Raw genomic sequence first — 23,467 nt, 5'->3', positions numbered from 1 at the left:
GTCGTCGGTGTCGCCTAGGACCAAGCGGGGTCGCGGCCGGTGATGCCGAGGATGCGGTCCAAGAGGGGTGCGGTCGGGGGGACGGGGACTTCGGGGCCGTAGATGCCCAGTTGGCGGCCTTGGTCGGCGGTGGCGGCGGTTTCGTCGTGGACGTAGCGGAGGAGGTCGTCGTCCCAGGTCGGGGTGGTGTCGAGGGCGCGGGCGAGGTCCCAGCCGTGGACGACGAGTTCGCCGATGACCATGCCGCCGACCAGTGCGGCCGGGAGTTCGGTGGGGCCGCCCATGTGGGTGGTGCCCTGCCAGGCGGCGGGGTTGCGCCAGGCGGTGGCGAGTTCGTCGAGGTGGGTGTCGAGGGCGGCGGGCCAGTCGCCCGCGGTGAGGTCGATACCGGATTCGGTGGGTGCGGGTGGGGGGACGGCTTCTTTGCGAGCGGCGCCGACCAGCGACGGTCCCCAGTACAGGAGGTGGTTGAGCAGTGCGCGGACATCGAATTCCGCGCAGGGGGTGGAAGCGGCCAGGTGCGCGGGTTCGATGGTGCGCAGGAGCTTCGACAGTGGGGTCGCGGCGAGCGCTACGCGTTCGGTTTCGGACATACACCGAGGTAACCACCGCGACGTGGCGGCTGTCTTGAACAAACGCGACATACACTCGCGGCGTGGAGCGCGACGCGCGGGAACTGGGCGGGGCGTGGCGGTCGGCGCAACGCCACAGCTTCGCGGCGCCGTCCGGGGAACTGGCGCGCTATGTCGAGCGGTACTGGGCCGTCGACTGGAACTACGAGCGGCCCTATCGACAGGTGGTCGTGCCACTGCCCAACGTCCATCTGACCTTCCGCGAGGGTCACGGCGAAGTGCACGGTCCCTCCTCGACGCACGTGTACCGGGAACTCGCCGGCGCGGGTTCGGTGTTCGGAGTGGCCTTTCGGCCCGGCATGTTCGGTCCGTTCCTGCGTGGACCGGTCGCCGCCCTCCGCGATCGAAGGGTGGACGCCACAACGATTTTCGATTCGGCACCGGTGCCGACCGACCTCGGTGCAGCGATGTCGGCGGCTGACCGTGACACGGTCGAACGCTTCCTCGGCGCGCACCTGCCCGCTCTGGACACGCGAGCCGAGCTGGCGGCGCGGATGGTCGCCACCATCGCCGACGACCCCACGGTGACCAGGGTCGATGCCCTCGCCGAGCGATTCGGCACCAGCACCCGCCGGGTTCAGCGACTGTTCGCCGAGCACGTGGGGATCGGCCCGAAGTGGGTGGTGCGCCGCTACCGGCTGCACGAGATCACCGAACGGATGGCCGCGGGCATCGAGATCGACTGGGCCGCACTGGCGGTCGGGCTGGGCTACGCCGATCAAGCGCATCTGAGCCGCGACTTCCGCACGATCTTCGGTGAACCGCCGACCAGCTACGCCCAGCGCTACGGATGACCACGCCGTCCCCCTTGCTCGGCAGTGCCCGAGTTCAGCGCACGCGGGTGCCGAGAATGCTGCGCACCCCGGCGACGAACAGTTGCAGGCCGAAGTCGAATCGGGCGGTGGCGTCGGGAGTTTCGAGCAGCGGGGTGGACTCGGCGGGCAGGGCGCCCGCGGAGTCCATCTGCATGCGGGACTGCTCGTCGACGGTCTGGCCGAGGACGTAGTACAGCAGGGTGTAGGCCGTGAGCTCGGCCTCCTCCCTGGTCATTCCGGCGCGAATCACGATGCCGGCCAGGCGTTCCCGTGCCTTGCTGGTGGTCAGGCGGGAGGCGTAGGTGGCCGAGACCAGTTCGGCGCCGTCGCGGTAGGCGAGCAGGCAGTCGCGCAGGCGATGGGCCGATTCGGTGAGCTGGCCCTGCCAGTCGGTGGCGGCCACCGGTTCGTCCATCGGCGCGAGAATCCGGTCGGCGACCGCGCCCAGCAGCGTCTGCTTGTCCTTGACGTGCCAGTACAGCGCGCCCGGCTGCACCTGCAGCGACCCGGCGAGCCTGCGCATCGTCAGATCCGCCAGACCGTACTGGTCCAGGATCGCGATGGCGGCATCGACCACATCCGTTTTCCGCAGGTGCACGTGCGTCCTTCCGTCCGATTCGTCGACCCGAGTGTCGTGACTCACTCGTAGCCGCTACCCTATCCTGAACACCGTTCAAGTTGCATGGCTACGCCGGGTGTATCACACCGTCGGCCGTGCGTACCCCGACGAAGGGACATCACGTCGTGACGCAGGCACCCGTCCGGACCGACATTCTGGCCATCGCCCGCGAGCAGGTGCTCGAACGCGGCGTCGGCCTCACCGAGGAGCAGACCGTCGAGGTGCTGCGCCTCGGTGACGACCAGCTGGAAGCACTGCTCGAACTCGCCCACGACGTGCGGATGAAGTGGTGCGGACCCGAGGTCGAGGTCGAGGGCATCATCAGCCTCAAGACCGGCGGCTGCCCCGAGGACTGCCACTTCTGCTCGCAGTCGGGCCTGTTCCAGTCGCCGGTGCGCGCGGCCTGGCTCGACATCCCCAGCCTGGTCGAGGCGGCCAAGCAGACCGCCAAGACCGGCGCCACCGAGTTCTGCATCGTGGCCGCCGTCCGCGGTCCCGACGCGCGCCTGATGGCCCAGGTCGCGGCGGGTGTCGAGGCCATCCGCAACGAGGTCGACATCCAGGTGGCCTGCTCGCTGGGCATGCTCAACCAGGAGCAGGTCGACCAGCTCGCGGCCATGGGCGTGCACCGCTACAACCACAATCTCGAGACCGCCAAGTCGCACTTCCCGAAGGTGGTCACCACGCACTCCTACGAGGAGCGCTGGGACACCCTGCGGATGGTCCGCGAGGCGGGCATGGAGGTGTGCTGCGGCGGCATCCTCGGCATGGGCGAGACCATCGAGCAGCGCGCCGAGTTCGCCGCGCAGCTGGCCGCGCTCGAGCCCGACGAGGTGCCGCTGAACTTCCTCAACCCGCGCCCCGGCACCCCCTTCGGCGACCTCGAGGTGCTGCCCGCCGCCGAGGCGCTCAAGGCCGTCGCCGCGTTCCGGCTCGCGCTGCCGCGCACCATCCTGCGCTTCGCCGGTGGCCGCGAGATCACCCTCGGTGACCTCGGCGCCAAGCAGGGCATCCTGGGCGGCATCAACGCCGTCATCGTCGGCAACTACCTCACCACCCTCGGCCGTCCCGCCGAATCGGACCTGGATCTGCTCGGCGAGCTGAAGATGCCGATCAAGGCACTCAACGAGACGCTGTAGATTCGTGGACATGGACGAGCGCTACAACCCGTTCACCGGCAAGCGGATCGTGCCCGGACTCGATGACGCCACGCCGGCGGCCGCCGCGCTCGGGCTCGAGCCGCCGCGCTTCTGCGAGCACTGCGGGCGCCGGATGATCGTGCAGGTGAGCCCGGACGGCTGGTGGGCCAAGTGTTCCCGGCACGGGGTCATCGAATCCGCGCAGCTGGAACGCCGCTAGTGCTGGGCGGCCAGGCGCGTCCGGAGGCGTTGCGGCGTGAGCTGATCGGGGTCGGCGTGGTCGCGGCGGTGGTGCTCGTCGCCAGCGCGGTGGCCGGTGTGGCGTGGGGTGTGCTCGCGCCCACCGAGCGGTTGCGGGTCACGCGGCCCGGTCGCGCGGCCGCGCTCACCGGGGAGAGCATGCATCTGTTCGACGCCGTCGGGATGTTCCTGTGCCTCGGCGCCGCGGTCGCGGTGCTCACCGCCGTCGCGGCCTGGCGGGTGCGCGTCGTGCGCGGGCCCGCCCTCGTGCTCGGCATCGTGCTGGCCTCCGGGCTCGGCGCCGCGCTGATGATGTGGATCGGGGAAGCGGTTGCGGCGGGCCGACATCCGCGTCCGGCCGATCCCGCGGTCGGTGAGATCGTCGCGCTGCCCGCCGAACTCGGCACGCCTCTCGCGCTCGTGGTGCAGCCGTTCCTGGCCGCGCTCGTGCTGCTGTTCCTCGCCGCGCTGCATCCGCGCACCGATCTCGGTTCCGGCGCCGCCGGATTGCTCGGCGATCTGCGCCCGCGCGAGGACGATCCCGCCGGCCACCCGTTGCCGATCGGTGTCGGCGAGTATCGGCCCAGCGGCGATTTCGATCCGAGTTCGCAACCACGCGGCTGAGCCGCTCCGGGCCGGGTATCGCGCGCTACCATCGCGCATATCGGCAGGTAGAGACTGCGCGGGCGGCTCGGGAGGAGCGGTCGTGGCATTCATCGGAGGCGGTCCGGTCGTCGAGGAACTGGACGCCAAATTCTGGCGGCTCACCGAGCCGCTCACCTATCGGGGCGCGGTCGACACCTTCACGGTGCCCGCCGGTTTCCGCACCGACTTCGCCTCGGTGCCACGGCCTCTGGTCTGGCTCATCCCGCGCTATGGCGCCTACACCCGGGCCGCCATCCTGCACGACTATCTATGCCGCGGTGACGAAGTGGGCCGCGCCGACGCCGACGGCATCTTCCGGCGGTGCCTGCGCGAGCTCGGCACCTCGGTACCGCGACGCTGGATGATGTGGGCGGCAGTGCGTCTGGGCTCGCATCTGCGTGGCGCGAGCGCCGGGGATGTGGCGCGCTGGCTGGTGGTCGCGGTGCCCTCGGTCGTGTTCCTCGCGGTGCCCGCCACCGTGGTGACGGTGGCGCTGCTGGTGTTCTGGCTGGTGGAACTCGGCTTCTGGGCGGTCGGTCGCCTCGGACATCGCACCGCGGCACCGCCGCCGACCCCGCAGATGCGCACGGCCTAGCGCTCGGCTTCACCCGGAACGGGCGATGCGCGCGGTCGGGTGGCTCCTTAGCGTCGGAGTCGACAGCCGAGGAGGCACCGATGCGCATGCCCGGGCAGGCCGTTTCGTCGACACCCGACGCGTGGTCGATCCCGCGCGGGCTGATCGTGCTGTTGTCCGTGGCCGCGGCGGTCGTCGCCATCGCGGGCATGAAGTCGTTCGCCGCCGTGATCGGCCCGCTCTTCCTCGCACTCATGCTGACCGTGGCGGTGCAGCCGGTGCAGGGCTGGGCGCAGCGACGTGGCTGGCCCGCGTGGCTGGGCATGCTCACCGCGTTGACCTCGGTGCTGCTGATCCTGGTCGCGCTGGTCGGCGCGCTGGCGCTGTCGACCTACCAGCTGGCCTCGCAGCTGCCCGAGTACGCCGACAAGCTCGACGATCTGCTCGGCTACGCCCGTGACTGGCTCGCCGGGCTCGGCGTGAGCAGCGACCAGATCCAGAAGGCGCTGCACAACATCGACATGGGCAAGGTCGTCGGAGTGATCGACGGACTGGTCGGTGGGGTGGTCGGGGTCTTCTCGAATCTGTTCTTCGTGGTCGCGCTGCTGTTGTTCATGGCGGTCGACGGGATGAGCATCCGGCAGCGGATGGCGGTGGTCGCGCAGGAGCGGCCCGCGATCGCGCACGCGCTCACCGACTTCGCCCGCGGCACCCGCAAGTACCTGGTGGTGTCGACGGTGTTCGGTGCCATCGTCGCGGTGCTCGACGGCGGCGCGCTGTGGCTGATGGGCGTGCCCTTGCCGCTGCTGTGGGCGCTGCTGTCGTTCATCACCAACTACATCCCGAACGTCGGGTTCATCATCGGCGTCATTCCGCCCGCGCTGTTGGCCCTGCTCGACAGCGGTCCGGTGCTGATGGTGTGGGTGATCGTCGTGTACTCGGCGATCAATTTCGTGATCCAGTCGATCATCCAGCCGAAGTTCGTCGGTGACGCCGTTGGCTTGAGCGTCACCCTGACCTTCTTGTCGCTGGTGTTCTGGTCCTGGGTGATCGGTGCGCTCGGGGCGATCCTCGCCGTCCCGTTGACGCTGCTGGTCAAGGCGCTGCTGCTCGACATCGACCCGTCCACCCGGTGGGCCGATGTGCTGATCGGCGCGCCATTGCGCAAAGACGAACTGGCCGAGGATGATTCGGAGCCCGAGGAGCCCGACCCCGAGGAAGAACCCGAGGACGCCGCACCCGGGGACGCGGCGCCGCCGGGCGGCAAGAACCAGCCGTGACGCCGGGTGTCGAGCGGTCCCGCCGGGAAAATCGGTGGCGGGTGAGGACCTCGATCCCTACCGTTGACCGGTCAGCGTTTCCCGGGGAGGACCAGGCCGTGCGTGCCACCGAACAGAACACCACCGAACAACCCGCCGAGCGAGCGGATCTCGTCGCCTGGCGGCGCAGGCACGCCCTGCGCAGTTCCGCGGCGGCCACCGCGGTACCGAGCGGGCGGACCTATCGTCGCTCGGCCAAACACCGCGACCGGCGTTTCGACTCCTGACCCGACCCGTCGCCCCCCGCGACGGATCAGTGCGCCCGGTCGGCCGGAATCACGCGGTGGTGGAAGCACTCTCGCGGCGCAGCACCACCAGCGGCAGCGGCTTGTCGGTCTTGGACTGGAAGTCGGCCAGCAGCGGGTTCTCCGCCAACGCCCACGCCGCGAACTCGGCGTAGCGCTCGCCGGTCAGCACCTCCGCGACGGCCGCGTACTTCTCCGTACCCAGCTCGATCGTGACCCGCGGATCGGCCCGGACATTGTGGTACCACGCCGGGTAGCGGTCCTCCATGAACGAACTCACATACATCGTCTCGCCCCGGAACAGCGCACCCAGCGGGACCACGTGCTGCTTGCCGCTCTTGGCGCCGGTGGTGGTGAGCAACAGCAGGGTCGCGCCCGCGTAGTCGCCGCCGACCTGCCCGGCCTGTTCCCGGAATTCCCGGATGACGTCGTCGTTCCAGTTCGCCATGTCCGCCTCGGAGAACTCCTGGTTCCACGGTGCGTCCGGGTCGTCGTAGGAGGTGATGGACTGCTCGTTCGATGCCTCGGTAGCCATGCGGACAGTGTGACAGCGACCACCGACAAGTTCGCGAGCCGCGACTACGGCTCCCGCGCACCGGGGGTGTGGCCCAGCGCGTCCCGGTAGACGTCGATGAAGGCACTCGCCGAGGCCCAGCCGCAGCGATGGGCGACCTCGGTCACCGGCACCGATTCGGCGAGCAGTCCCATCGCGTGGTGCAGTCGCAGCCTGGTCCGCCACTGCGGGTAGGTCAGGCCGAATTCGGTGCGGAACAACCGGCTCAGGGTACGCTCCCCGGCGCCGGCCCGGCGGCCGAGCGCGGGGAGCGTCCAGCTCACGGTGAGGTCGGCCTCGACCAGGGCGCACGCGGTACGCAGGCGGTCGTCGGTCGCGGCGGGCAGTTGCAGTGGCTCGTCCGGGCTGCGCCGGATGCGGTCGAGCAGGACCGCGCGCAGGCGTGCCGATTCCTCGGCCGGTAGCTCCCCGGGATCCGAGCAGGCGATGATCAGCTCGCGCAGCAGCGGCGCCGCGGAGATCACGGCGGGCGTGGTGCGATCGTCGGCGCCGGTGGGGGAGAAGCCGACGCAGTGGAAGCGGGTCGGCCCGTAGAAGTGGTGCTCGTGCCTGCACCCGGCCGGAATCCACACCGCCCGGTCCGACGGGGCGATCCACCGGCCCGCGTCGGTGATCACCTGGGCCACACCGGAACTCGGGTACACGATCTGATGCTCGCGGTGGTGATGCCGCTGGATCCGGGTGCCCGCGACGACGTCACGGGTGACGGTCGGTGCGTGCTGGCGGATTTCCGGCATGATCCGGCATTTTATCGGAAGTCCGCCGCACCGTCGGGTTCCTAGGCTGACCTGTATCTCGAACAGGAAGGGGTCGGCGATGGTGAATGCGCAGGTCGACGCGATGTCACGGGGCGCGGTCAGATCGTCGGCGGCGCGGATGCGGTACTGGGTGAGCTCGCACGCCGTCACCGACTTCTATCAGGGCCTGGTGCCCGCGAGCATCCCGTTCTTCGTTCTGGAACGCGACTACAGCTACCTCGCCGCCTCGGGGCTCGCGCTGGCCGCGACGCTGGGCAGCGCGCTGCCGCAACCGGTGCTCGGCGTCCTGGCCGATCGGTGGCGGCTGCTGTGGCTGGCCCCGGCCGGGCTCGCCGTCGCGGGGATCGGCGCGGGCCTGGCCGGGCTCGCACCGTCGTATCCGCTCGTGTGGCTGTTGCTGCTGCTGTCCGGGCTGGGAATCGCCGCCTACCACCCGGCGGCGGGGCGCGACGCGCGCCGCGACGCGGGCGGCAGTGCGGCGGCGATGAGCCGGTTCGCGGCGGGTGGGAGTGTCGGCTTCTTCCTCGCACCGGCGCTGGCGACGCCGGTGCTGGTCGGTCTCGGGGTGGGTGGCACCGTCGTCTTCCTGCCGCCCGCGGTACTCATGGCATTCGTGCTCTGGCGCTACCAACTGCGCCGGGCACAGCACGCGGTCGCCGTGAAAAGCGCGGGGGGACAGGATCGTTGGGTGCCGTTCCTTGTGCTGACCGCTCTCGCGGTGGCGCGTTCGGTCGTGTTCCTCGGGCTGAACACCTTTCTCGTTCTGTATTGGATCGACCATCTCGGTGCCGCGCCGGTGCTCGGCGGCATCGCGCTGACGGCGTTTCTCACCGGCGGTGTCCTCGGCACCCTGGTCGGCGGGCGCCTGGCCGACCGGATCGGCAAGGTGAACACCGTCCGATTCGGTTGTGCGGCAGTGATTCCGGCGTTGGTCGCGCTGCGGTTCATGCCGAATCCGGTCTGGGCGCTGCTGCTGGTCGCGGTCGTCGGCGTCACCGTCAACATCCCGTTCGCCGTGCTGGTCGCCCTGGGGCAGGACTATCTCCCGGGCAGGCCGGGGACCGCGGCCGGGGTCACCCTCGGGCTGGCGGTCAGCGCCGGTGGTCTGTTCGTCCCGCTGCTCGGCCTGCTCGCCGACCGGAACGGCACCCAGGCGGTGCTCACCGCGCTGTGCGTCCTCGCGGTTCCGGCCGTCGTCTTGGCGCTGGTGCTGGTGGCTCCGGTCGCCGCCGATCAGGCACAACCCACGTAGTCAATACCGCGGCAAGGGGATTCAGGTGGGTGGGCGCAGGGCGGCGAACTCGTCGGTGACGCGCAGGCCGGAGTCGGTGAAGCGGTACAGGGCGGCGGGGCGGCCGCCCGCGCGGCCCGACGGGGCGGTGTCGCCGGTGGGGGTGATGACCTTGCGGCGGGTGAGGACGCGCTGGAGGTTGGTGGTGTCGACGTCGTAGCCCAGTGCGGCGCAATAGATCTCGCGCAGGACCGACATGGTGAAGGTGTCGGGGGTCAGGGCGAAGGCGATGTTGGTGTAGGAGAGTTTGGCGGCCAGGCGGGTGCGGGCGTGGTCGACGACGGTGCCGTGGTCGAAGGACATGGTGGGCAGGGCCGAGACCGGGTGCCAGGTGGTGTCGGGTGGGAGTTCGGGTTCGGTGGTCAGCGGGACCAGGCCCAGATAGGCCGAGGCGATTCGGCGCGGGGCGGGCACGCGGTCGGGGTCGCTGAACACCGAGAGCTGCTCGAGGTGGGTCAGGTCGCGCACGTCGACCTTCTCGGCGAGCTGGCGCCGGGCCGAGGTGTCGAGGTCCTCGTCGTCGCGTAACCGACCGCCCGGTAGCGACCAGGTGCCCTTCTGCGGATCGAGCGCGCGTTCCCACAGCAGCACGGCCAATTCGGGCCTTCCCGGCCGTGCGTGACCACCCGCAGGGCCGCTACCAGCGGAAACGTCGACGGGGAAGCGGCGAACCTGGAACACCGCGGTGAGCGATTCGTGGATGGTGTTACTATGGGGCACGTTTTCGATTCTAAGTCGAAAACCTGGTTTGGTGCGAATCGCGGCGATGGAGCCGCTCGCACGAGGAAGGGAGCCACCATGGCGACGACGACTGCACAGCCGACGCTGATGGGTTCGGTCTTCGATGGACCCACCGGATACGCGGGTGTCGAAGCGACGCCGGAGTGGGCGCAGGAGGTGCGGCGGCTGGCGCGAGAGCGCAACGCCACCATCCTCGCGCACAACTACCAGCTGCCCGAGATCCAGGACGTGGCCGACCACGTCGGCGACTCGCTGGCCCTGTCCCGCATCGCGGCCGAGGCCGAAGAGGACACCATCGTGTTCTGCGGTGTGCACTTCATGGCCGAGACCGCCAAGATCCTCAGCCCGGCCAAGACCGTGCTGATCCCGGACGAGCGCGCGGGCTGCTCGCTGGCCGATTCCATCACCGCCGACGAACTGCGCGCCTGGAAGGCCGAGTACCCCGACGCGATGGTGGTCTCGTATGTGAACACCACCGCCGAGGTGAAGGCGCTCACCGACATCTGCTGCACCTCCTCCAACGCCGTCGACGTGGTCGCCTCGATCGACCCCGACCGCGAGGTGCTGTTCCTGCCCGACCAGTTCCTCGGCGCGCACGTCAAACGCGAGACCGGTCGCGACAACATCCACATCTGGGCGGGCGAGTGCCACGTGCACGCGGGCATCAACGGTGAGGAGCTCACCGAGCAGGCGCGCACCCACCCCGATGCCGAGCTGTTCGTGCACCCGGAATGCGGCTGCGCCACCTCGGCGCTGTACCTGGCCGGTGAGGGCTCGTTCCCGGCCGACCGGGTGCACATCCTGTCCACCGGCGGCATGATCGACGCCGCCAAGACGGCCAAGTCGACCCAGGTGCTCGTGGCCACCGAGATCGGCATGCTGCACCAGCTGCGCAAGGCCGCGCCCGGCATCGACTTCCAGGCGGTCAACGACCGGGCCTCCTGCCCGTACATGAAGATGATCACCCCCGCCGCGCTGCTGCGCTGCCTGGTCGAGGGCGCCGACGAGGTGCACGTCGACCTGGCGATGGCCGAGGCGGGGCGCGCGTCGGTGCAGCGGATGATCTCGATCGGCAACCCCGGTGGTGGGGAGTGACCGGCGCCCGGTCGAGCGGATAGCGACCATGACCGCGGGTGTTGCGATCACCTGGGAGGCCGAGGCCGACCTGGTGGTCATCGGTGGTGGCGTCGCGGGGCTCACCGCCGCGCGTACGGCGTCACTGCGGGGGCTGCGTGTGCTCACCTTGAGCAAGGGTGGGCCGACCGACACCTCGACGCAGTATGCCCAGGGTGGCATCGCTGTTGTTGCGCCGCAGGGTGATTCGGTCGACTCGCATGTGCACGACACGGTCGAGGCCGGTGGCGGGCTGTGTGACGTCGCCGCGGTGCGCTCGATCGTCGAGGGCGGGCAGGCGGCGGTGGCCGCGCTGACCGATCTCGGGGCGGTGTTCGATCTCGGGCGCGACGGGCAGATCTCGCGCACTCGCGAGGGTGGGCACAGTACGCGGCGGATCATCCACGCCGGTGGGGATGCCACCGGCGCGGAGGTGCAGCGGGCGCTGAACGCGGCCGGGCTGCCGGTGCGCTTCGGGGCGGCGGCGCTGCGGGTGGTGACCGGTGCGGACGGTGTGCGCGGGGTCATTGCGGTGTCGGACAATGGATTCGGTGTCGTGCATACCCCCGCTGTGCTGCTGGCTACCGGTGGTCTCGGACAGCTTTATGCGCTGAGCACCAACCCGCCCGGTGCGACCGGTGACGGTGTGGCGCTGGCGTTGTGGGCCGGGGCGGCGGTGGCCGATCTGGAGTTCGTGCAGTTCCATCCGACGGTGCTGTATACGCCCGGTGGGCTGGGGCGGCGGCCGTTGATCAGCGAAGCCGTGCGCGGTGAAGGCGCGATTCTTGTTGATTCCGAAGGTAATTCGGTGACTGCCGGGGTGCATCCCCGAGGTGATCTGGCGCCCCGCGATGTGGTGTCGCGAGCGATCGCCGAGCGGATGCGGGCGTTGGGGACCGATCACGTGTTCCTCGACGCGCGGGGTATCGACGGGTTCGCCCAGCGGTTCCCGACGATCACGGCGTCCTGCCTGGCGGCGGGGATCGACCCTGGGGCACAACTGATTCCGGTCGCGCCTGCCGCGCATTACCAGTGCGGTGGGGTGCTCACCGACACGCACGGTCGGACCGGGGTGCCCGGGCTGTATGCCGCCGGTGAGGTGGCGCGGACCGGGTTGCACGGTGCGAACCGGCTGGCGTCGAACAGTCTGCTCGAAGGGCTCGTGGTCGGTGAGCGGGCCGGTGCGGCCGCGGTCGAGCGGCTCGGGGTGCGGGCGCGCGTGGACGAGATCGCGCCGTGGACACTGGAATTCGCCGAGCGGCAGGTCGTGCAACAGGCGATGACCGAGCATGCTTCGGTCGTCCGGGACGGTGCGGGTCTCGCTGCCGCGAGTGCGCGTATCGAGGCGGCGATGTCGCTGATGGCGGTGCCTGGTTCGCCGGGTGGCGAATCCGATGGTGGTGCCGCGGCGGCCTATCTGCGGATCGTGGAGGACGCCGCGTTGACGTTGACCGCGCGGGCACTGTTGGTCGCGGCGGCGGCGCGGACCGAGAGTCGCGGGTGTCATACGCGTTCGGATCATCCGAGCGTCGTCGACGATCAGCGGTTCAGCACGGCGGTTCGTCTCGATCCGCGCGGTGGTCTCGAACTGTCGACCGTGGCAGTCGATTCCGCTCCGATCCCGAGCGGTGTGCGGTGACTGCGCCTGACGGCGTCGGCGGCCGATGGTGCGCCTCGGCGATGATGCCGGCCCGGCCTCGGTGGGCTGCTGTTCGAGCGTCGACCGCCCGGCGGTCACCGACTTCGGATCGAAATCCGCTGGTGGCCACGCAACTACGGCGGAGTGTCGAACGTTTCGCCCCATCCACCCGGCGCGTGTCGCGCCCGAGAACAGGAGTGCAGTGATGGCTCTGGATGCCACTCTGGATCGCGATGAGGTGCTGGCGCTGATCCGCACCGCGCTCGACGAGGACCTGCGGTACGGGCCCGATGTCACCACGGTCGCCACCGTGCCCGCCGACGCGGTGAGCAAGGCGTCGGTGGTGTCGCGGGAGTACGGGACCGTGGCCGGGCTCGATGTGGGGCTGCTCGTGCTCGACGAGGTGCTCGGTGCGGGGACCTACGAGATCTCCGAGCGGGTCGCCGACGGGACGCGGGTCGAGCCCGGCACCTCGGTGCTGAGCGTCGTCGCGCCGACCCGGGGGCTGCTCACCGCCGAACGCACCATGCTGAACCTGGTGTGCCACCTGTCCGGCATCGCCACCGCCACCGCCGCCTGGGTCGACGCGGTCGATGGCACCGGATGCGCGATCCGCGACAGCCGCAAGACCCTGCCCGGCCTGCGCGCCCTGCAGAAGTACGCCGTGCGCGTCGGCGGCGGCGTCAACCACCGCATGGGCCTGGGCGATGCCGCCCTGATCAAGGACAACCACGTCGTCGCCGCGGGTTCGGTCGTGAACGCACTGCGCGCGGTCCGCGAGCTGGCCCCCGACATCGCCTGCGAGGTCGAGGTCGACAGCCTCGAACAACTCGACGCCGTCCTCGCCGAGAACGTCGAACTCGTCCTGCTCGACAACTTCCCCCTCTGGCAGACCCAGGCCGCCGTCCAACGCCGCGACGCCGCCGCCCCCACCACGAAACTCGAGTCCTCCGGCGGCCTCTCCCTCGACCAGGCCGCCGACTACGCCGGCACCGGCGTCGACTACCTCGCCATCGGCGCCCTCACCCACTCGGTCCGCGTCCTGGACCTGGGCCTGGACATGTGACCCGCAGCCGCGGTCGGATCTGCCGATCCTGTTGCCGCGCAAGATATCATCGGTAGCGGTCGGTGCGCCTGAGCCGTCCAGGGAGGGCGGGAGTGACGTCGCCGGTCGTTTACCCCGGTTCGCGTTCGAGCGAGTTCGTGATGATCGGGGTGAGCGTCGGCCTCGCGGTGATCGGCGTGCTGTTCGCGCTGACCGATGTGTTCCCGATGATCGAGCGAATCGGATACGGGGCGACCACCGCCATCGCCGGGGGCGCGGCGACCGTGTTCGCGGTCGGCCGCTTGATCCGCAACCCGCCCGAGTTGGTCCTCGACAGCGACGGGATCACCGTGCCGAGGCTCGGCACGGTGCACTGGCGCCAGGTCGCCGCTGTCCGGGTGGGGACAGTGGGTCCGCACGAGGCGCTCCAGGTCATCCTGCACGAGCCCGGGCAATCGTCCACACGTCACAGGGAGGGCTTCATGCTGGCCTCGGGCTGGGACGCCGTCGACGGGAGGAAGGCGCTGGTCCTGTCGCCGTCGCGCATGCACCCCCACTCGCCCTACGACATCATCCTCCAGATGAAGTACCAGTACCCGGGTCTCGTCGTGGCGCCACCTGCTCGGTAGGCGTCACCGCCGACGCCGATTCACAAGGCTTGCACCATGGTCAGCTGGTGGACTCGGTGGCCTTCGTAGCGGAGGCCGGGGACGTCGACGGGGTGGCCTTCGGGGGTGAAGCCGAGGCGGGTGAAGAAGTGGACGGCTCGGGTGTTCTCGGTGAGGGTTTGCAGGTGACAGCCGGGGGCGCCGGCGGTGCGGGCGTGGTCGAGGAAGTGGCGGATCAGGGCGTCGGCGGCGCCGGTGCCGCGGGCGGCGGGGGCGACGTTCATGTGGAGGTGGGCGGGGTAGCGGGGGTCGGTGAAATCACCCGCGGTGTCATGGCGGCGGAGTTTCGTGACGAGGGTGTCGGCCATGGCCCGGGCGAAGAAGCGGAGCGGGCCGCGGTGCCGGAACAGGCGGAAGCGGCGGATCGCGTCGGTCATGCGTTCCTCCTCACTCGGGAACTTCGCCGAATCGACAGCGCCGACGAGGTAGCCGGTCAGCTTCCCGTCGGTGACCGAGACGAACACCGATTCGGGTTCCAGATCGAGGTAGGGATCGAGGTAGATCGCCGCCTCGGATTCGGGGTGGCCCCACAGGGAGGCGGTCGGCGAGCCCTGGCCCGCGATCTGGGCCAGCGCGTGCAGTTCGGCCCGGTCCGAATCGGCGTATCTACGAATCTCCATGCGACGACAGTACGACGCCGGAACGCGCCGTGACGAGCGCCGGACCGATTCCCGCCATCCGTGGCCTCGGCGAGCCGGCGGCTACGCGGTGAGTTCGCGTTGCAGGGGTGTGCGGAAGCGGGGGATGGCACGGACGTCGCCGAACCAGGTTGTGGTGCGGTCGATTTCGGCTTCGATGAGTTTCTCGGTGTCGGTGCCGACGTCTTCGAGGAGGCGGGTGACGATCTCGCCGTCGGAGCGTTGGGCCCAGCCGCCGACGATGCGGCCGTCGGCCCAGATGGTGGGGCCGATGTTGCCGTTGCGGTCGAAGAGGGAGGGGGCGTGGGGGCCGAGGAACCAGTCGCGGGACTGCCAGCCCATGGGGGTGGGATCCAGGGCGGGGAGCAGGGCGGCCCACGGTTCGGGTTCGGGGACCGGCTCGAGGTCGTCGGTGAGCAGGATGCCGGGGGTGCCATCGAGATCGACCTCGGTGATGTCGAGGTGCGCCAACGCTTTTCGGACCTCGCCGAGAGTCCAGCCGGTCCACCACTTCAGGTCGGTGATCGGGGCCGGTCCGAAGGCATACAGCCACTGCCGAACCAGCTCCACCCGCGCCTCCTCGGGAGAGAGCGGCGAGAACCCTTGCGGCAGCCAGGTTTCCACCGGCGCCCAGGTGTATTGACTGCTGGTCCAGCTGCCATTGGGGCGACCGCGCACGATCCTGCCCTCGGCACCAAGGATCACCAGTACCCAGGTGGTGATGCTGGTGGGCTTGGAATACGACTTACCTGGAGCGGGATCGATCTGGGTGCGGAGCCGGGGCACGTCCTTGCTCAGCTGGGCTCCGGTCGCCGCGCCCCGCGTCAGCAGTGCGGCGTGGGTCTCCGCTTCGACCTCGGTGAGCCAGGACTGCACGTCACCGTCCACGACATCGGCCTGCTCGATGTAGCGACCGTAGGCGCGACGTTGCTTGTGCGCCAGCGCATCACAGGTGGAGGCTTGCAGTACCGGCAGCAGCTCGGTCGGCGCGACGAACATGGTGCGGCGCATGGCGAGCATGCGTACCAGCGCGCGCTCGTCATAGAGCGCCCGCTCCACCGCGGCGGGCGTCAACCCCTCGGTTCGCGCCCCGACCGACAGGAACACCGTCGCCGGGTCGGTGGCATGCAACACCACCAGCGACCGCGCCACCTCCACCGGATCCCCGCCCCGAGCCCCCGGGGCCAACCGGTGCCTGCTCCCCAACCGAGCCCGCCGCTGCCCCGCATCGATCGAAACCATGCCGCCGATGCTATCCGCGCCCACCGACACCCTCGGGCTTTCAAGATCACCACGCTCTGGTGGCGGCCGATCCTCGCACCAGAGCGTGGTGATCAACTGTCCAGCCAAGGCCGGGTGGCGAGTGATTTGTCTATTTTGTGCAGAGTCGGCGGGGGTCGATTCTGCTTCCGGCGGCGGATCGCGTTGCTATCGTCGGCGCTCATGAACGCAGCGCCGCCGGTTGTCACCGCTGCTGAGCTGGGTGTCGACGATGAGGAACGGCCTGCGCGGACGATGTCCGGATTTCCCGCGCGACTGGTCGGGACCGTGGCGTTCGGGCTGGCGGGATTGGCGCTGTGGCAGGTGTTTCGGCCGCTGTCGCAGGGGAGCCAGTACTACCTGGTCGTCTTTCTCGCCGTCGCGCTGCCGCTGGTGTTCCTGAGTTACCGGTCGGGGTGGGGCAGGCTCGATCGGGTCGACGGGCCCGCGCCGGTGGACTGGCTGCTCGCGGTGGGCTCGCTGCTGGTGTGCCTGTATCCGGTGCTGCCCTTCGTGATCGGCGACGGCGGGGGCGGGTACAACGCTTTCCTGGACCGGCAGGGGATGCTCGCCCCGGTCGACGTGGTGTTCGGCGGCGTACTGCTGGTGCTGATTCTGGAGGCCTGCCGTCGCACCACCGGCTGGATCCTGCCCGCGGTGTGCCTGGCGTTTCTCGCCTACGGCTACTACGGCGGGCTGCTGCCGCAGAGCTGGACGATCGCGCACGCCGGGCTCGACGTGGACCAGATCGTCGACGCGCTCTACAACTCCGGCAGCGGGTTCTACGGCACCCCGCTCGACGTGGCCGCCAGCTACATCATCCTGTTCACCATCTACGGCGCCGTCCTCGAATTCTCCGGCGCCGCACGGTTCTTCGTCGACCTGTCGGTCTCGCTGTTCCGTCGCTCGCACAGCGCCGCGGGCCGCACCGCGGTGGCCTCGGGATTCCTGCTCGGCACCGTGTCGGGATCGGGCACCGCGACCGCGGTGAGCGTGGGCGCGGTCACCTGGCCGATTCTGCGCAAAGCGGGCTATCGACCGGAGCAGGCCGGCGGCATGCTGGCCGCGGCCGGTGTCGGGGCGATCCTGTCGCCGCCGACGCTGGGTGTCGCGGCGTTCATCGTCGCGGAGTATCTCAACGTCTCCTATGTGACGGTGCTGGGCTGGGCGCTGATCCCGACCCTGCTCTACTACCTGGGCATCCTGCTCGCGGTGGAGATCGACGCGCGCCGCAACCGCGCGCACGGCCGCGCCCCCGCGGACCTCGCGCCGGGGAACGCGCCGACGCCGTGGTGGAAACTGCTGGGGCGCTTCGGATATCACTTCCTGTCGCTGATCGCCATCGTGGTGCTGCTGCTGGCGGGGATGAGCGCGACTCGGGCCGTTGTCTACGCGACGGCGCTGGCCTTCGTGCTCGCCGTGGTGGACCGGGTCATCCGTCGCCCGGCGGGCCGCTGGGTGCGGCCGAGTCGGAACACGGTGTGGGAGTTCGGGTTCACGGCGGTGCGGGCGCTGTCGGCGGGTGCGCGCTCGGCGCTGCCGGTGGTCGCGGTGTGCGCGGCGGCGGGCGTGGTGACGGCGATGACCACCAAGACCGGGCTCGGCTCGCAGCTGGCGGCGCTGCTGGTGCGCGCGGGCTCGATCCTGTCCCAGGACCCGGCGATCGTGCTGCTGTGCACGGCGCTGCTGGCCGCGATCGCGCTGTCACTGCTGGGGCTGGCCATTCCGGTGACGGCGTCGTTCGTCATCGGCTGGGCCATCATCGGGCCCGCGCTGCTCGAGCTGCACGTGGCCGCGCCCGCGGCGGCGATGTTCGTCTTCTACTTCTCGGTGCTCTCGGAAGTGACCCCGCCGACCGCGCTGGCCGCCGTCGGCGCCGCCGCGATCACCGGCGCCAAGGCCATCCCCACCATGTGGCAGGCGCTGCGCTACGCCCTGCCCGCCTTCCTGCTGCCGCTGATGTTCGTGCTCACCGACGCGGGCGAGCAGCTGCTCGGGCGCGGCTCGGCGATCGGGGTGCTGTGGGTGAGCGTGATCGCGGCACTCGGGGTCGCCGCGCTGGCCATGGCCAGCGGCGGCTGGCTGTTCGGCATCGGGCCGATCGGCACGGCGCCACGGGTGCTGATCGCGCTGGCCGGGCTCGCGATGCTGTACCCGCGCCCGGTCGTGCTCGCCTTCGGCGCCGCGTGCGCGGTCGTGGCGATCGTGACGGCACTGCTCACCCGCGGCCGCCACGCGGGGACGACGGCGAAAGGCGCCACCGGGCCGGTGGCAGTTGACCCGCGGCCCACATCCGAAGGGGAGCAATGAACAGAACCGTAGTAGCCGTCGTCTCGATGGTGAGCGCGACAGCCCTGCTCACCGCGTGCGGCGGCCGACAGGACAGCCCCACCGCCGACGCGGGCGGCGAGGTGACCTGCGAGGTCACCCAGGACACCAGGATCGGCATCGCCACCGGCAACGCGACGGGCGTGTACTTCGCGCTCGGCAACGCCTACGCCGAGCAGATCTCGGTCGCCACCGGCGGCACGGTGAAGGCGACCGCCGCCGAGACCGGCGCCTCGGTGCAGAACATCCAGCAGGTGGTCGGCGGCACCTATCAGGTCGGTTTCTCGCTGGCCGACTCCGCGGCCGACGCCGTGCAGGGCACGGGCAGCTTCACCAGCGCGCAGCCGGTGCGCGCGCTGGCCCGGCTCTACGACAACTACACCCAGGTCATCGTGCGCGCCGACGCGGGCATCGGCTCGCTGGCCGACCTGCGCGGCAAACGCGTCTCCACCGGCTCGCCCAAATCCGGCACCGAGGTGATCGCCCAGCGGGTGCTGCAGGCCGCCGGTCTCGACCCCGACAGCGATGTGTCCGTGCAGCGGCTCGACCTGACCAAGACCGTCGACGGGCTCAAGGACGGGTCGATCGACGCCATGTTCTGGTCGGGTGGACTGCCGACGCCGGGCATCACCGACCTGTTCACCACCGCCAGGGACAAGGTCCGCTTCCTCGACATCACCGGCGTGCTGCCCGAGCTGAAGAAGATCAACCCGGTCTACGAGACCGGCACCATCCCGGCCGCCACCTATGGCCTGGCCGCCGATGTGCCGACCATCGTGGTGCCCAACCTGCTGGTCGTGCGCGAGGATCTCGACGCGAACCTGGCCTGCGTGCTGACCAAGACGCTGCTCGATCGCAAACCCCAACTGGAACAGGCGAATCCGGCGGCCAAGGACATCGACGCCGCCACCGCGAGCAAGACCGAGCCGGTGCCGCTGCACCGCGGGTCCGAGGTCGCGCTGGGCTGAGCGCGCGGCGTAGTGGACCGGGGCGGCGCCGGTAGCGGACAATCGCGACATGACACGGGTCGGCGGTGTGGTCGCGGTCTGCGCGGTGCTGGTCGCGACGCTGCTCGCGGCCGGACCGGTCGGGCACACCCAACCGGTGTGCACGGCCGGTGTCGCGCTGACGCCGGTCACCATCACGGTCGACGGTGAGCCCGCGACCGGACGGGTGTACGAGCCGTATCGGTGTGTGCCGGGCGACATCTCGGCCCGGCAGCTCGTCGTCGCGGTGCACGGGCACGGTGGGTCCTCGGCCGATTTCGCCCCGTACATGTCCTCGATCGCGGCGGCGGGCGGCTCGCCGGTCCTGCTCATGGACCTGCGCAGCGCCGACGGACAGTGGCGCACCGGGGAGTGGAATCTGTGGGCGGGCTGGCGCGATGTGGTCGCGGCGACGCAGTGGTATCGCGAGCACCATCCCACCGTCGAGGAGACCGTGCTGTGGGGCTGGAGTCAGGGCGGCATCACCAGCGGTCTCGCCGTGGCGCACGGTCCGCCCGGCCTGTTCGACTACTGGGTCGACAACTACGGTCCCGCCGAGAACTTCACCATGTGGGCCGCCGCCGGGACGGTGAATCCCGCCCTGCCGCGCCAGATCGAACGCGACGCCGGTGGCTGCACGCCGATCGTCTGCCCGCTCGCCTACATCGAGCGCTCACCGGCGCTGCTCGCCGACCGGCTGAGCATGCGCCGGGCCTTCCTCATCCACGGCACCGCCGACACCGTCGTCCCCTTCGCCACCAGCGTGGAGCTGCGGGCCGCGCTGACCGCGGCGGGCAAGCCGTTCTCCTTCTACACCGTGGTCAGCGGGCGTGACCTGGCCGGACAGGTCGTCCCCGGCAATCACGACGTGGGCCCCGCCCTGTTCGAAGGCGGGTGCGTGGTGCTGCGGCTGCTCGCCGGGACCGAACCGCTGGACCCACCGATCACCGACTACCTGGTCGACGTCGCCAACGACCTGGTCACCGCGCTGCCCGCGCCCGCCGACGCCAAGTGCGCGGCCTGACCTCGGACCAACGCCCACTACGGTCGAGTCGTACGACACACAGCCGACCGAAAGGCGATGCGATGACCGAGGCCGTGCACCGCGACGACCGCTGGCTGGGCGAGGACCTCGACCTCGACGCCTACCTGGCCCGGATCGGCTACACCGGACCGCGCGCCGCCACGGTCGAGACGCTGCGCGCCCTCGTGCGCGGCCACACCACCACGATTCCCTTCGAGAACCTCGAGATCATCCTCGGCCGCGGCATCCCGCTCGACCTGGAATCGTTGCAGGACAAGCTGATCCGGCGCCGACGCGGCGGCTACTGTTTCGAGAATGTCGGGCTGTTCGCCGCCGCGCTCGAACGGTTCGGCTTCGGCGTGACCGGGCTGAGCGGACGGGTCACCTACGGCGTGCTCGACGCCGGGACGCTGCGGCCCGCGACCCACGCCCTGCTGCGCGTCACCGCGCCCGGCGACGACCGGGTCTGGATCTGCGATGTCGGGTTCGGTTTCGGGCCGCTGGAACCGTTCGAACTCGTCGACGGCCGCGGTGAGTTCGGTCTCGGTGACTGGCGCTATCGGCTCGAACGCCGCACCGGTGCGCTCGGCGCGCCGCTGTGGGTGCTGTTCCAGCGCAGCCACGAGGGCTGGCTGGACCGCCACACCTTCACCGAGGACCCGCAGTACCGGATCGACTACGTAGTGGGGAATCACTTCGTGTCGACGTTCCCGCGTTCGCCGTTCGTCGCCCGGCCCTACGTGCAACGCTTCCTGCCCGGCGCACATCACATTCTCGACGATCTGACGCTGACCTCCGAATACCCCGACGGCGCCGCCCAGACCCGCGACCTCGACCCGGCCGAGCTGCCGAAAGTGCTGGTAGAAGTGTTCGATATCGACCTCGACGAGGCCGACACCGCTACCCTCGTGACCACGCCATGGCGCGCGAACTGACCCCGGCCGACGCCGCGGGACCCGCTCGGCCGGTTTGCTTCCGCGGTGTCGCTACGGCAAATTGATGGTTACTTGCCGGGAAACGCACCCCAGTCGTGGCTGTGGGGTCCGATTGTGTGGGGTCGTTCGTGCCGAAGGTTCATACCGCGTCGCTGATCGAGGAATCCGGGACGGTCCGTAGCGGACCCGTCGCCTCCTCGACCGCGCGTCGGCAGGATCTGGACGGGCTGCGCGGCATCGCGATCGCGCTCGTCGTCGCGTTCCACGTGTGGGCGGGCCGGGTCTCCGGCGGCGTCGACGTCTTCCTCGTCCTCTCGGGATTCTTCTTCACCGGCGCGGTGGTGCGCGGGGTCGAACGCCGCGGCGTGATCGCCGCGAAGGAGACCGCCCGGCGGACCGTGCGCAGGCTGATGCCCTCGCTGGTGGTGGTACTGGCCGCGATCGTGGTCGCCACGATCGTCCTGCGGCCCTACACCCAGCTGGGGGAGACCGCCGCGCAGACGCTGGCCTCGATGTTCTACGGCCAGAACTGGTACCTGGCCACCGCCGAACTCGACTATCTCGCACCCGACCCGTCGGTCAGCCCGCTGCAGCACCTGTGGTCGATGTCGGTACAGGGACAGTTCTATGTGGCGATCCTGCTGGTGCTGGCCGGCTGGGCCTGGCTGCGGCGGCGCGGCACGGCCGATCGGCCCGGTCTGCTGATCGCGCTCACCGTGCTCGGGCTGCTCTCGTTCTGGTACGCGACCGCGGGCACCGCCCAGCACCAGGCCTGGACCTACTACGACAGCGCGGCCCGGGCCTGGGAGCTGCTCGCGGGCGCGGCCCTTGCCGTCGCGGCGCCCTGGCTGCGGCTGCCGACCCGGGTGCGCGGGCTGGCCGCCGCGGTCGGCCTGGCGATGGTGCTGGCCTGCGGCCCGCTCTTCGACGGCGCGAACCAGTTCCCCGGCGTCGCGGCGCTGTGGCCGGTGGGTGCGGCCTGCCTGGTGATCGCCTCGGGGTTCGGGTCGGCCGACGGACCGTCGGCGTGGCCGAACCGGGTGCTCGGCGGGCGGATCTGCACCGAACTCGGCGCGCTGGCCTATCCGCTGTATCTGTGGCACTGGCCGATCCTCATCTTCTACCTGGCCGAGTCGGGGCGCTCGCACGCCGGACTCGTCGACGGGCTGGTGGTGATCGCGATCTCGCTGGTGCTCGCCTACGCCACCACCCGCCTGATCGAGACGCCGTTGCGGCTGCCGCCCCGCGGCCAGTCCCACGAGGGCAGACAGCACCGGGCCGCCGGGGCGCTGGTCGCCGCGGTGACCGTCGCGGTGCTGGTGGTGACGATGGGCTGGCAGCTGGTCCTGGTGGCCAATCCGGCCGTGCCGCCCCGCGCGCTCGACACGCAGCGGTATCCGGGCGCCACCGCCCTGCTCTCCGGCGCGGAGTACTCACCGGAACCGATGCGCCCCACGGTGTTCGAGGGCGGGGTCGACAGTCCGCCGCCGACCACCGACGGCTGTATCACCCCCAACCGCGAAGTCCGTATCTGTACCTATGGCGATCCGACCGCGGCCCGTTCGATCGCGGTGGTCGGCGGATCGCATTCCGAGCACTGGATCCCCGCGCTCGAGGTGCTCGGCGCCGAACGGGGGATCCGGGTGATCTCCTATCTCAAGGAGGGCTGTCCGGTGACCCTCGCCGACCAGCCGTCCTACGCCGAGTGGCCGTTCCCCGAATGTCACGAGTGGTCCAGGGAAGTGCTCGACCGCCTGGCCGCCGATCCGCCGGACTGGGTGCTCACCCTGTCCACGCGCTACCGGCAGGACGGCATGGGCGACGAGGTGCCCGGCGAGTACCTCGAGGTGTGGTCGGCGATGCAGGAGCGCGGGCTCAACGTGCTCGCGCTGCGCGACACGCCACGGCTGCGCCGCGACGGCGTGCTCTACCGCGCCACCGACTGCCTGGCCCACCGCGGCGACCCCGACAGCTGCGGCCTCGACCGCGCCTCGGCGCTGGCCCCCGCCGACCCCGCCCAGGAACCGGCCGCGGGCTTCCCCAATGTGCACCTGCTCGATCTCTCCGACGCCGTCTGCCGACCGCAACGCTGCCGGGTGGTCGAGGGCAATGTGCTCATCTACCGCGACGAACACCACCTGACCGCCAGCTACGCGCGCTCGCTCGCACCCGAACTCGGCCGTCAGATCGGCACCATCACCGGCTGGTGGTGACAACCGCGCCGCGGCCGTGGCGGCGG

General features: G+C 70.4%; 24 protein-coding genes. 17 read left to right on the top strand and 7 right to left on the bottom strand.

What is annotated here, in order from left to right; genetic code table 11:
* Positions 1–14: 14 nt before the first annotated feature.
* Positions 15–593 carry a TIGR03086 family metal-binding protein gene (locus ACFVVM_RS30660; protein ID WP_387625416.1) on the bottom strand — a complete coding sequence of 193 codons (579 nt, stop codon included), beginning with the start codon at positions 591–593 and terminating at the stop codon, positions 15–17.
* A 62-nt stretch (positions 594–655) separates the two neighbouring features.
* On the opposite strand from ACFVVM_RS30660, the gene ACFVVM_RS30655 reads away from it, so the two are divergent.
* Entirely contained in the window at positions 656–1,426 is a 771-nt protein-coding gene (locus ACFVVM_RS30655) for a DUF6597 domain-containing transcriptional factor (protein ID WP_387625414.1), read from the top strand.
* Between the two features lie 34 nt (positions 1,427–1,460).
* On the opposite strand, the gene ACFVVM_RS30650 is transcribed toward ACFVVM_RS30655, so the two are convergent.
* Positions 1,461–2,045: a TetR/AcrR family transcriptional regulator C-terminal domain-containing protein gene (locus tag ACFVVM_RS30650; RefSeq protein ID WP_387625412.1), complete on the bottom strand. Its 585-nt coding sequence runs from the start codon at positions 2,043–2,045 to the stop codon at positions 1,461–1,463.
* Positions 2,046–2,191: 146 nt separating this feature from the next.
* On the opposite strand from ACFVVM_RS30650, the gene bioB reads away from it, so the two are divergent.
* The 6 genes from bioB to ACFVVM_RS30620 all read left to right on the top strand — a co-directional run bounded on the left by bioB (position 2,192) and on the right by ACFVVM_RS30620 (position 6,210).
* Positions 2,192–3,205: a biotin synthase BioB gene (bioB, locus tag ACFVVM_RS30645; protein WP_387625410.1), complete on the top strand. Its 1,014-nt coding sequence runs from the start codon at positions 2,192–2,194 to the stop codon at positions 3,203–3,205.
* 10 nt (positions 3,206–3,215) lie between these two features.
* Entirely contained in the window at positions 3,216–3,425 is a 210-nt protein-coding gene (locus ACFVVM_RS30640) for a hypothetical protein (protein ID WP_071927321.1), read from the top strand.
* A complete protein-coding gene (locus ACFVVM_RS30635; RefSeq protein ID WP_387625408.1) occupies positions 3,425–4,069 on the top strand; it encodes a DUF2567 domain-containing protein in 645 nt (214 codons plus the stop codon). Before ACFVVM_RS30640 ends, ACFVVM_RS30635 begins: the two co-directional genes overlap by 1 nt.
* 82 nt (positions 4,070–4,151) lie before the next feature.
* On the top strand, positions 4,152–4,685 hold the full coding sequence (locus tag ACFVVM_RS30630; RefSeq protein WP_387625406.1) for a DUF1353 domain-containing protein: 534 nt from the start codon (positions 4,152–4,154) through the stop codon (positions 4,683–4,685).
* Between the two features lie 80 nt (positions 4,686–4,765).
* The gene (locus tag ACFVVM_RS30625) at positions 4,766–5,944 is read left to right on the top strand and encodes an AI-2E family transporter (RefSeq protein ID WP_387625403.1); all 1,179 of its coding nucleotides are present in this window, start codon (positions 4,766–4,768) and stop codon (positions 5,942–5,944) included.
* Between the two features lie 98 nt (positions 5,945–6,042).
* Positions 6,043–6,210, top strand: coding sequence for a hypothetical protein (locus ACFVVM_RS30620; RefSeq protein WP_387625401.1), 168 nt, complete (start codon positions 6,043–6,045; stop codon positions 6,208–6,210).
* Positions 6,211–6,259: 49 nt separating this feature from the next.
* On the opposite strand, the gene ACFVVM_RS30615 is transcribed toward ACFVVM_RS30620, so the two are convergent.
* Positions 6,260–6,763: a nitroreductase/quinone reductase family protein gene (locus ACFVVM_RS30615; protein ID WP_387625399.1), complete on the bottom strand. Its 504-nt coding sequence runs from the start codon at positions 6,761–6,763 to the stop codon at positions 6,260–6,262.
* A 44-nt stretch (positions 6,764–6,807) separates the two neighbouring features.
* Positions 6,808–7,539, bottom strand: coding sequence for an AraC family transcriptional regulator (locus ACFVVM_RS30610; protein WP_387625397.1), 732 nt, complete (start codon positions 7,537–7,539; stop codon positions 6,808–6,810).
* A gap of 79 nt (positions 7,540–7,618) precedes the next feature.
* Here ACFVVM_RS30610 and ACFVVM_RS30605 point away from each other — a divergent pair, with 79 nt between their 5' ends.
* A complete protein-coding gene (locus ACFVVM_RS30605) occupies positions 7,619–8,812 on the top strand; it encodes an MFS transporter (RefSeq protein ID WP_387625395.1) in 1,194 nt (397 codons plus the stop codon).
* Positions 8,813–8,833: 21 nt separating this feature from the next.
* On the opposite strand, the gene ACFVVM_RS30600 is transcribed toward ACFVVM_RS30605, so the two are convergent.
* A complete protein-coding gene (locus ACFVVM_RS30600; protein WP_387625393.1) occupies positions 8,834–9,571 on the bottom strand; it encodes an NUDIX domain-containing protein in 738 nt (245 codons plus the stop codon).
* Positions 9,572–9,649: 78 nt separating this feature from the next.
* Between ACFVVM_RS30600 and nadA the strand changes: the two genes are divergently transcribed.
* The 4 genes from nadA to ACFVVM_RS30580 all read left to right on the top strand — a co-directional run bounded on the left by nadA (position 9,650) and on the right by ACFVVM_RS30580 (position 14,018).
* Positions 9,650–10,687 carry a quinolinate synthase NadA gene (nadA, locus tag ACFVVM_RS30595; protein ID WP_387625391.1) on the top strand — a complete coding sequence of 346 codons (1,038 nt, stop codon included), beginning with the start codon at positions 9,650–9,652 and terminating at the stop codon, positions 10,685–10,687.
* 28 nt (positions 10,688–10,715) lie between these two features.
* On the top strand, positions 10,716–12,344 hold the full coding sequence (locus ACFVVM_RS30590; RefSeq protein ID WP_387625389.1) for an L-aspartate oxidase: 1,629 nt from the start codon (positions 10,716–10,718) through the stop codon (positions 12,342–12,344).
* 205 nt (positions 12,345–12,549) lie between these two features.
* Positions 12,550–13,410, top strand: a complete 861-nt coding sequence (gene nadC, locus ACFVVM_RS30585) for a carboxylating nicotinate-nucleotide diphosphorylase (RefSeq protein WP_387625387.1) — start codon at positions 12,550–12,552, stop codon at positions 13,408–13,410.
* 92 nt (positions 13,411–13,502) lie between these two features.
* Positions 13,503–14,018: a hypothetical protein gene (locus tag ACFVVM_RS30580; RefSeq protein ID WP_387625385.1), complete on the top strand. Its 516-nt coding sequence runs from the start codon at positions 13,503–13,505 to the stop codon at positions 14,016–14,018.
* A 20-nt stretch (positions 14,019–14,038) separates the two neighbouring features.
* Here the strand turns inward: ACFVVM_RS30580 and ACFVVM_RS30575 are convergent, their stop codons facing one another.
* The gene (locus ACFVVM_RS30575; RefSeq protein WP_387625383.1) at positions 14,039–14,677 is read right to left on the bottom strand and encodes a GNAT family N-acetyltransferase; all 639 of its coding nucleotides are present in this window, start codon (positions 14,675–14,677) and stop codon (positions 14,039–14,041) included.
* Between the two features lie 81 nt (positions 14,678–14,758).
* Entirely contained in the window at positions 14,759–15,937 is a 1,179-nt protein-coding gene (locus ACFVVM_RS30570) for a winged helix DNA-binding domain-containing protein (protein ID WP_387625381.1), read from the bottom strand.
* A gap of 201 nt (positions 15,938–16,138) precedes the next feature.
* Here ACFVVM_RS30570 and ACFVVM_RS30565 point away from each other — a divergent pair, with 201 nt between their 5' ends.
* From ACFVVM_RS30565 to ACFVVM_RS30545, 5 genes are all read left to right on the top strand, one after another.
* Positions 16,139–18,265, top strand: a complete 2,127-nt coding sequence (locus tag ACFVVM_RS30565) for a TRAP transporter permease (protein ID WP_387625379.1) — start codon at positions 16,139–16,141, stop codon at positions 18,263–18,265.
* Entirely contained in the window at positions 18,262–19,251 is a 990-nt protein-coding gene (locus ACFVVM_RS30560) for a TAXI family TRAP transporter solute-binding subunit (RefSeq protein WP_387625377.1), read from the top strand. Before ACFVVM_RS30565 ends, ACFVVM_RS30560 begins: the two co-directional genes overlap by 4 nt.
* Positions 19,252–19,300: 49 nt before the next feature.
* Complete coding sequence (locus ACFVVM_RS30555; protein WP_387625375.1) at positions 19,301–20,293, top strand: alpha/beta hydrolase family protein; 993 nt, start codon at positions 19,301–19,303, stop codon at positions 20,291–20,293.
* A 62-nt stretch (positions 20,294–20,355) separates the two neighbouring features.
* On the top strand, positions 20,356–21,228 hold the full coding sequence (locus tag ACFVVM_RS30550; protein ID WP_387625373.1) for an arylamine N-acetyltransferase: 873 nt from the start codon (positions 20,356–20,358) through the stop codon (positions 21,226–21,228).
* Positions 21,229–21,356: 128 nt separating this feature from the next.
* Entirely contained in the window at positions 21,357–23,441 is a 2,085-nt protein-coding gene (locus tag ACFVVM_RS30545) for an acyltransferase family protein (RefSeq protein ID WP_387625371.1), read from the top strand.
* The last annotated feature ends 26 nt before the right edge of the window (positions 23,442–23,467 follow it).

Source organism: Nocardia sp. NPDC058176 (genome assembly GCF_042883805.1).
Lineage (GTDB): Bacteria > Actinomycetota > Actinomycetes > Mycobacteriales > Mycobacteriaceae > Nocardia.
The sequence above is the reverse complement of the archived record's forward strand: the minus strand, read 5'-3'. Positions and strand labels throughout refer to the sequence as shown.